The organism is Klebsiella sp. EMBS2024, from assembly GCF_036233805.1.
Taxonomy (GTDB): Bacteria; Pseudomonadota; Gammaproteobacteria; order Enterobacterales; family Enterobacteriaceae; genus Klebsiella; species Klebsiella pneumoniae.
Genome location: NZ_JAZARW010000001.1, coordinates 859,697 through 868,327 on the forward strand (window position 1 = coordinate 859,697; position 8,631 = coordinate 868,327).

Consider the following 8,631-nt stretch of genomic DNA (forward strand, 5'->3'; position numbering starts at 1 on the left):
TTTGGCGCTATTTTTCTGAAAAATACCAGGGATCTTTCGATCCCCGGCAGGGGGCGTCAGGCCACGGGGCCGAGCTGATAAGTGTAACCGTCTCCACTGGGAACGAACGCCAGGCGATGGGTAATACAGTCCGGGGCATCTTCCGCATGGTGCGAGACAAACAGCAGCTGTGTGGCCCCTTCGCCAATCAACACGTCGACAAATCGGCGCACCAGCTGGCGGTTGAGTGGGTCCAGCCCCTGCAGCGGTTCATCGAGGATCAGCAGGGTTGGATGCTTCACCAGCGCGCGGACGATAAGCGCCAGCCGCTGCTGGCCCCACGACAGACTGTGAAACGGCGCGTCGGCGGTGCGCTTATCGATGCCGAGAATATCCAGCCATTGCTGCACCAGCTTATGCTGCTTGTCGGAAACCGCCTGGTAAATGCCAATAGAGTCAAAGTAGCCCGACAGGATGACGTTGCGGACGTTGGTGCTGACCCGGTAGTCCAGATGCAGGCTGCTGCTGACGTAGCCGATATGCTTTTTGATGTCCCAGATGGTCTCGCCGCTGCCGCGACGGCGGCCAAAGAGCGTGAGATCGTTGCTGTAGCCCTGCGGATGATCCCCGGTGACCAGGCTCAGCAGCGTAGATTTACCGGCGCCGTTGGGACCGACGATCTGCCAGTGTTCGCCCGGATTCACGGTCCATGAGAGGTGATTGATGACCGGGCGATCGTTATAGGAGACCACGCCGTCGTTGAGCACGATACGCGGCGCCGAGTCTGCCAGCGCATGACGGGCCGGTGGGACATCCGGCTCCGGCAGGGTGATGCCGTTCAGTTTTTCACTGTGCGCCAGCTGGGCGACCAGCGCCTGCTGCAGCAGGGAAGACTTCTCGCCGGTCTCGCTGAGGGTGCAGTCAGCCAGCACGCCGGCGAATTGCACAAACTCCGGGATCTCATCGAAACGGTTGAGCACCAGCACCAGGGTGATGCCGGCGCTGTGCAGGTCGGCCAGCAGGGCAGCCAGCTGCTGGCGGGAGTTGACGTCGAGACCGTCGAAAGGTTCATCGAGGATCAGCAGTTGCGGATCGGTCATCAGGGCCTGACACAGCAGGGTCTTACGCGTTTCCCCGGTCGACAGGTATTTAAACCGGCGGTCCAGCAGGGCGCTGATGCCAAACTGTTCGGCCAGGCGCGCGCAGCGGGCAGGATCTTTCACCTCATCCTGGATAATCTCCGCGGTGGTGCGGCCGGTGTCTTCTTCGCCTGGGCTGAGCAGGTCGGTGTTATTGCGCTGCCACTCGTCGCTGACCAGCTTCTGCAACTGCTCGAAGGAGAGGCGGGTCACGCGGGAGAAGTGGCTTTCGCGCTGGCCGCTGAGCAGGGTCAGGTCGCCGGCCAGGGCCCGCGCGAGGGCGGATTTGCCGCTGCCGTTGCTGCCGACGAACGCCCAGCTTTCACCCGCCGCCACGCTCAGGTGGTCTATTTTTAAGGTCTTTGTATCGCTCAGGCGAAACGTGCCTTGCGAAATTTGCAATGATGACATGATGTATCCCATTTTTTGCAGCGATGTGCATCAGGGATACGACTTCAGGCGCGTAATGTCAATGGGGTCAGCATAACGTCGCGAGAATGATGCGATCGGCATTGAAGTAAGCGATCGCCTCCGTTCCTTCCGCCAGGCCAGCGGCCTGCGCCTGTGGCAGGGTGGCGCACAGGGTTTGACCGTCCGCCAGGGTCATCAGTACTTCGCACTGTCCGGACCCGCATTCGATATGACTGATACGTCCCGACAGCTGGTTATCGGCCTGGCGGGCTGCTGCGGGATCGAGGGTGATGCCGACCCATGGCGCTTTGAGCAGGACCAGCACCTCCTGGCCCTCATCGAGTCCCAGCTTCTCAGCGCTTTGCGCGGTGATGGCGACGTTCAGGCGGGTTTTTCCGTCAGCCAACAGTACTTCCACGTGCTGCTGCACCTGCTGGCGATCGCGGCCGGTAATGGTGCCGAACCACTGGTTGCGGGCGCTGGTCTGCAGGGAAAAGCGCGAGATGGCCGCCAGCAGGCTATCCAGCGGCAGGGCATCGTCATCGCTGAGTACATCAAACGCTTTCTGCTGGATCTGCGCCAGCAGATCGTACAGCTGGATCAGACGCTGCCCGTAGCGGGTCAGCACCGCGCCGCCGCCGCCCTTTCCGCCGGTGGCGCGATCCACCAGCGGTTGTTCGCTGAGCTGGTTCATCTCATTGATGGCATCCCAAGCGCTCTTATAGCTGATACCCGCATGCTTCGCCCCCTGGCTTATCGAACCGGTCTGGTCAATCTGTTTGAGCAGGGCGATCCGCCGCGGATCGGCAAACAGGCGCTGCTGTAGCTTAAGGGTGAGAAGAATTTCGGCCTGCATAATCGTTTCCTGACAAAAAAGGGTATTGTGACCGATAGTCGCCCACTTGCAAAACCTCTCTGCGCGGTTGGTCATTACCCACCGCACAAATGGGACGTGTTTTTTCGGCTGAAATCGTTACAATCAGGAAATCATACTATCTGGAGTGAACCATGTTAGAGCTTTTGAAAAGTCTGGTTTTTGCGGTCATCATGGTACCGGTGGTGATGGCGGTCATCCTGGGACTGATTTACGGTCTTGGCGAAGTGTTCAACCTCTTCTCCGGCGTAGGCCACAAAGATCGCAGCCAGCAAAATCACTGATTTCCCGGCGCCCGGTTTAACCGGGCGCTGTGCTATTTCCCTCCTGTATCATTTCCCTTCGTTTTATTGTCCTGTATCACTATAAAAACGCTTCGCATATCGTTATATTATCGACTACATAACGCATTGACAGGAGAGTAAGATGGCAGGTTCTTGGTTACGCGGGGTTGTCGGGGTATCACTCACGCTGTGCGTCGCGGGTCAGGCGCTGGCGGCAGAGGGTAAAGTGACCGTTTTCGCCGCCGCATCGTTAACCAACGCGATGCAGGATATTGCCCAGGCGTACAAGAAAGAAAAAAACGTCGAGGTCGTGTCGTCGTTTGCCTCGTCTTCGACGCTGGCGCGGCAGATAGAAGCGGGTGCGCCAGCGGACCTGTTTATCTCCGCCGATCAGAAATGGATGGATTACGCGGCAGATAAAAAGGCCATCGATCCGGCAACCCGCGCCACTCTGCTTGGCAACAGCCTGGTAGTGGTCGCGCCGAAAGCCAGTGCGCAGGGGGCGATAACCATTGATGAGAAAACCGACTGGACCAGCCTGCTGAAAGGAGGCCGTCTGGCGGTGGGCGATCCACAGCATGTCCCGGCCGGTATCTATGCCAAAGAGGCACTGCAGAAACTCGGTGCCTGGGAGACGTTGTCGCCGAAGCTCGCCCCGGCTGAAGACGTGCGCGGTGCGCTGGCGCTGGTGGAGCGCAACGAAGCGCCGCTGGGGATTGTCTATGGCTCCGATGCCGTGGCCAGCAAGGGGGTGAAAGTGGTCGGCACCTTCCCGGAAGCCTCGCATCAGAAAGTCGAGTACCCGCTGGCGATTGTCGATGGGCACCGCAATGCGGCTGTGAGCGCCTTCTATGACTACCTGAAAGGGCCGGAAGCGTCCGCTATCTTTAAACGTTACGGATTTACCACCCGCTGATGTTTCTGAGCGAACCCGAATGGCAGGCGGTGCTGCTGAGCCTGAAAGTCTCCTCCCTGGCGGTGGCCTTGAGCCTGCCCTTTGGCATCTTTTTTTCCTGGCTGCTGGTCCGGCGCACCTTTCCCGGCAAGGCCCTGCTCGACAGTATTCTCCATCTGCCGCTGGTGCTGCCTCCGGTGGTGGTGGGGTACCTGCTGCTGGTGGCCATGGGGCGGCGCGGGTTTATTGGCAGCTGGCTGTATGACTGGTTCGGCATCAGCTTTGCTTTTAGCTGGCGCGGGGCGGTGCTGGCGGCGGCGGTGATGTCTTTCCCGCTGATGGTGCGCGCCATTCGCCTGGCGCTGGAAGGGGTGGACGTCAAACTGGAGCAAGCGGCGAGAACCCTCGGGGCCAGCCGCTGGCGGGTATTTTTGACCATTACGTTGCCGTTGACTCTGCCGGGGATTATTGTCGGCACGGTGCTGGCCTTCGCCCGCTCGTTAGGGGAGTTTGGCGCGACCATCACGTTCGTTTCCAATATTCCCGGTGAAACGCGCACCCTCCCTTCGGCTATGTACACCTTGATTCAAACCCCGGGCGGGGAGGGGGCGGCGGCCCGCCTCTGCCTCATCGCCATCGGTCTGGCGCTGGTTTCGCTGCTGATTTCGGAATGGCTGGCCCGCGTGAGCCGCCAGCGCATGGGAGGATAATGATGCTGGAGCTGGACTTTACCCAGACCCTCGGTAGCCACTGCCTGCAGATCCGTGAAACTCTGCCCGCCAGCGGGATCACCGCCGTCTTTGGCGTCTCCGGCGCGGGCAAAACCTCGTTGATTAACGCCATCAGCGGCCTGACCCGACCCCAGGCGGGGCGGATCGTGCTCAATGGCCGGGTGCTGAACGACACCGCGCAGCGTATCTGCCTGGCGCCGGAGCAGCGCCGTATCGGCTATGTCTTTCAGGATGCGCGCCTGTTTCCCCATTATAAAGTGCGCGGCAATCTGCAGTATGGGATGGCGAAATCCATGGTCAGCCAGTTCGATAAGCTGGTGGATCTGCTGGGGATTGCGCCCTTGCTGGATCGTCTGCCGGGCCGGTTATCCGGCGGCGAAAAGCAGCGAGTGGCTATCGGCCGCGCCCTGCTGACCGCGCCAGAGCTACTGCTGCTGGATGAGCCGCTGGCCTCGCTGGACATTCCGCGCAAACGCGAGCTATTGCCCTACCTGCAGCGGCTGGCGCAGGAGATTCATATTCCGATGCTCTACGTCAGCCACTCGCTGGATGAGATCCAGCATCTGGCCGATCGTGTGCTGGTGCTGGAGGCCGGTAAGGTGAAGGCTTTCGGTCCGCTGGAGGAGGTCTGGAGCAGCAGCGTGATGCACCCCTGGCTGCCGGCGGAGCAGCAGAGTACGATCCTTAGCGCCACCGTCGCCGCGCAGCACCCGCAGTATGCGATGACGGCCCTGGCGCTGGGGGACCAGTTGCTGTGGGTCAACCGGCTCGAACGTCCCGCAGGCGACACCGCACGGATCCGCATTCAGGCGTCGGACGTTTCGCTGACACTGGCCCAGCCGTCCGGGACCAGCATCCGCAATATCTTGCGCGCCGAGGTGGCTCAGTGTCTGGAGGTCAACGGACAGATTGAAGTGCAGCTCAGAGTGAGTGGCCGTCTGCTATGGGCCAGGATTAGCCCATGGGCGCGGGACGACCTGGCGATAGCGCCAGGTCAGCAGGTGTTTGCCCAGATCAAAAGCGTGTCGATCGCCGCCTGATTACAGCAGTTGGCGGTAGATAAACTCGGCGATGCTGGTGGACTCATTGTCGCCGATGACCATGTTGGCGCGGGCTTTCACCTCGTCCACCGCGTTGCCCATCGCCACCCCGGTGCCCGCCGCTTCCAGCATGCTAAGATCGTTGTAGTTATCGCCGAAGGCCACCACATCCTGCATCGACAGCCCCTGGTCGGCCACCCATTGCGCCAGGCGTTTGCCTTTGCTGTTGCCGGCGCGCGCGATATCCACCTGATCGTGCCACGACCATTCGCACTCGAGGCCCAGCGTCTCGCCAACCTGCTGCGCAAACCGCTGCAGGCGGGGAATGTCGTCATCGGTGAGAGCGAATTTCCATACCGCGTTAACTTCGCGAACCGCCTGCGCCAGCGAATCGACCTGAGCGAAAACCGGACGCTGATCTTCCGGTAACGCCTGCGCCCAGTTGCGGGTGCGGATCACATGCCCGGTGGGGTGTTCATAAAGCATCGCGTCGTCCACATATGCCAGGCCGTGGATCTGCTGTTTGGCGAGCATGGCAGTGAGGCTTACCGCTTGCTCCACCGGCATAGGATCGGCGGCCAAAACCTTTTTTGCGTGATAATCATACAAATAGGTGCCATTACAACAAATTGCAGGTGTATCGAGAGCCAGTGCCTGATAAAAAGGATGGATAGCGACGTGATGACGTCCGGTGACGACGATGACCTGATAGCCTGCCTCTCTGGCGCGGGCCAGCGCCTCCAGCGAAGCGGGCAGAATGGTTTTTTTGCTGGTAAGCAGGGTGCCGTCTAAATCCAGGGCAATCACGCGTGTTGTCATGTGTTATTTCCGGTTGATGTTGAAAAGTGACCTGGCCATGATGGTACACCGCCGTGGCGTCAGGACCAATTTTTCCACATCTGCCGTGAATGTCTGTATGCCCTTTGTGCCGCCGTCCGGCGGAAATTCGGCGGACGATGCGAGTATCATGGGCGGATGTCTTATAATTTTCAGGGTGCNGTTATCCTGAAAATGAAAATTCCACGTGCAGTGAGGGAAGGAGTAGTCATGAAACAAACCGTTTATACCGCCAGCCCGGAAAGCCAACAAATCCATGTCTGGAGTCTTGAAGCGGACGGCAAACTGACGCTGGTGCAGGTGGTTGATGCCCCAGGGCAGGTCCAGCCGATGGTGGTCAGCCCCAACAAGGAATTTCTGTACGTTGGCGTTCGTCCGGAGTTTCGCGTGCTGGCCTATCGCATCACGCCGGATAACGGGGCGTTAACCTTTGCGGGCGAAGCTGCGCTGCCGGGCAGCCCGACCCATATCTCTACCGATCGTCATGGCCGCTTTGTCTTCAGCGCCTCCTACAATCAGGGCTGTGTCAGCGTGACCCCGCTGCACGACGGCCTGCCGGGCGAAACCATCACCGTGGTGGAAGGGCTGGAAGGCTGCCACTCGGCCAATATCTCCCCGGATAATCGCACCCTGTGGGTGCCGGCGCTGAAGCAGGATCGCATTTGCCTGTTTACCCTCAGCGACGATGGTTTCCTTTCGGCACAGGAGCCCGCGGAAGTGACGACCGTCGAGGGCGCCGGTCCGCGTCACATGGTATTCCATCCCAACCAGCAGTATGGTTACTGCGTCAATGAGCTAAACAGCTCGATTGACGTCTGGGAGCTGAAAGATCCTAAGGGCAACATCGAATGTGTACAGACCCTGGATATGATGCCGCCTGATTTTAGCGGCGTGCGCTGGGCGGCGGATATTCATATCACCCCGGATGGCCGTCATCTTTACGCCTGCGATCGTACCGCCAGCATCATCACGGTATTCAGCGTTTCGGAAGATGGTAGCGTGCTGGCGGTGGAAGGCTATCAGCCTACCGAGACCCAGCCGCGCGGCTTTAACCTCGATCACAGCGGTAAATATCTCATTGCCGCCGGGCAGAAGTCGCACCATATCGCGGTGTACGATATCGTCGGTGAGCAGGGACTGCTGCAGGAGAAAGGCCGCTATGCGGTTGGGCAGGGGCCGATGTGGGTGGTGGTCAACGCCCACTGAACCGCCATCAGGTAAAAGAAAAAACCTCGCCTTAGCGAGGTTTTTTTTGCTCAGAGCGGACAGGCTCTGCGGAGAAGGCGTTGTCCTGGCGGGCCAGAAGCGTGACGACGTTAGATATCGTCCATGGTGTAGCCAACGACAATCTCCAGCGTTTTTCGGATCACGTCCGCGGTCACCACGTCATCGGTGGTTTCCAGCGCCTGAATCAGCCATAAAATAATGACCTTATTGTTCAGGTGACCCTCGGACTGGAGAATACTGTTGATGGCGAGCGACATGACGGCGGACTCATCAACCAGTTTATCACCGGCGTTACGGAAATAGTCGGAGAGCGCGGTGTCCTGCAGTCTTGCGTAAATATCTGGTTGCTGATGCATAGTCTGTCTCATCACATTCTCACTCTGTTTAATTCACCATGGTTGGGATAATCAGTGGATCTTTTTAACTTCCGACGGCATGCTGTCTGGCGCCAGCGAACCTCTGGTTTCCCAACGGCCATTGATTTTCTTTACCTGTAAAGGCGCGTACTTCCGCTGACGGATAAGCTTCGCGCAAATTTCTTCGATCACGGCAGCGATGATCTTTCTACGCTGGCGATCTGGTTCTGTCGCCTGCATTAACCGAAGTCGAACCAGCAGGGTCGGGGTGGTAATCGGGCGATTCGTTTTCAGAAGCGCTAGAACCGCCTCGCCGATGATTTCATCGGTTATTTCCTCAGTTTCACTGTTATTCATAACCGTCTCTATGCATGCCACCCTTTTCCTGAATAGGCGAACNNNCATTCAGGTCAGCAGCAGGTTTGTGGAAGCGATCGCCCCTCATCTGCTACTGCGGCGCTGCAACAGGCGACGATCGATGGCGTTATTCCTGGCCAGCAAACAGCAGACCAATTAAGGTCTGATAGTGGCTCTCTTCCTCCGGCGCGCGAGCGCGGTCCAGGCGGCTCAACAGTTTGGTGCATAGCGCTTTGCGGTTGAGATGACGCCCTTCGTTAAGAATATCCATCACGATCTGACCCAGGGTTTCCTGCTGGGAAGGCAAAGATGCTTTGTTGAAATACTGGGCAATTGCGTTCGCTGTATCTGGAATGTAACCATTCTGCTGCATATGTGCTCCTTTCATTTCATTCATCTGTTAACTGCCATTAAACTTATACAATAATTATTAACCTGTACACACAAAGTTGCACAATAATGATTCATGTTATTTTAACTATATGATTTTTAATTGTTTAA

The 8,631-nt window shown here is 58.4% G+C and carries 11 protein-coding genes; 5 read left to right on the forward strand and 6 right to left on the reverse strand.

From position 1 onward, the window contains the following. Positions 1-56 precede the first annotated feature (56 nt). Both modF and modE read right to left on the reverse strand, forming a co-directional pair. On the reverse strand, positions 57-1,529 hold the full coding sequence (gene modF, locus VZP09_RS03955) for a molybdate ABC transporter ATP-binding protein ModF (protein ID WP_021314057.1): 1,473 nt from the start codon (positions 1,527-1,529) through the stop codon (positions 57-59). Between the two features lie 67 nt (positions 1,530-1,596). Then, positions 1,597-2,385 carry a molybdenum-dependent transcriptional regulator gene (gene modE, locus VZP09_RS03960; protein ID WP_002895154.1) on the reverse strand — a complete coding sequence of 263 codons (789 nt, stop codon included), beginning with the start codon at positions 2,383-2,385 and terminating at the stop codon, positions 1,597-1,599. A 152-nt stretch (positions 2,386-2,537) separates the two neighbouring features. On the opposite strand from modE, the gene VZP09_RS03965 reads away from it, so the two are divergent. The 4 genes from VZP09_RS03965 to modC all read left to right on the forward strand — a co-directional run bounded on the left by VZP09_RS03965 (position 2,538) and on the right by modC (position 5,353). Then, a complete protein-coding gene (locus VZP09_RS03965) occupies positions 2,538-2,687 on the forward strand; it encodes an AcrZ family multidrug efflux pump-associated protein (RefSeq protein ID WP_002895156.1) in 150 nt (49 codons plus the stop codon). Positions 2,688-2,829: 142 nt separating this feature from the next. After that, positions 2,830-3,603: a molybdate ABC transporter substrate-binding protein gene (gene modA, locus VZP09_RS03970; RefSeq protein WP_004176834.1), complete on the forward strand. Its 774-nt coding sequence runs from the start codon at positions 2,830-2,832 to the stop codon at positions 3,601-3,603. Continuing rightward, entirely contained in the window at positions 3,603-4,292 is a 690-nt protein-coding gene (modB, locus tag VZP09_RS03975; RefSeq protein ID WP_002895159.1) for a molybdate ABC transporter permease subunit, read from the forward strand. The genes modA and modB overlap by 1 nt, the downstream gene beginning before the upstream one ends. Positions 4,293-4,294: 2 nt before the next feature. Then, complete coding sequence (gene modC, locus VZP09_RS03980; protein WP_004176832.1) at positions 4,295-5,353, forward strand: molybdenum ABC transporter ATP-binding protein ModC; 1,059 nt, start codon at positions 4,295-4,297, stop codon at positions 5,351-5,353. Here the strand turns inward: modC and VZP09_RS03985 are convergent, their stop codons facing one another. Further along, on the reverse strand, positions 5,354-6,172 hold the full coding sequence (locus VZP09_RS03985; protein ID WP_004223715.1) for a pyridoxal phosphatase: 819 nt from the start codon (positions 6,170-6,172) through the stop codon (positions 5,354-5,356). It abuts the gene before it with no gap. A gap of 228 nt (positions 6,173-6,400) precedes the next feature. Between VZP09_RS03985 and pgl the strand changes: the two genes are divergently transcribed. Next, complete coding sequence (gene pgl, locus VZP09_RS03990; RefSeq protein ID WP_002895166.1) at positions 6,401-7,396, forward strand: 6-phosphogluconolactonase; 996 nt, start codon at positions 6,401-6,403, stop codon at positions 7,394-7,396. A 110-nt stretch (positions 7,397-7,506) separates the two neighbouring features. Here the strand turns inward: pgl and VZP09_RS03995 are convergent, their stop codons facing one another. From VZP09_RS03995 to ycgZ, 3 genes are all read right to left on the reverse strand, one after another. Beyond that, on the reverse strand, positions 7,507-7,773 hold the full coding sequence (locus VZP09_RS03995) for a biofilm development regulator YmgB/AriR family protein (protein ID WP_087791951.1): 267 nt from the start codon (positions 7,771-7,773) through the stop codon (positions 7,507-7,509). 51 nt (positions 7,774-7,824) lie between these two features. Continuing rightward, positions 7,825-8,130: a hypothetical protein gene (locus VZP09_RS04000; protein WP_032433858.1), complete on the reverse strand. Its 306-nt coding sequence runs from the start codon at positions 8,128-8,130 to the stop codon at positions 7,825-7,827. Between the two features lie 127 nt (positions 8,131-8,257). Next, complete coding sequence (gene ycgZ / locus VZP09_RS04005) at positions 8,258-8,503, reverse strand: regulatory protein YcgZ (protein ID WP_004151693.1); 246 nt, start codon at positions 8,501-8,503, stop codon at positions 8,258-8,260. Positions 8,504-8,631 lie beyond the last annotated feature (128 nt).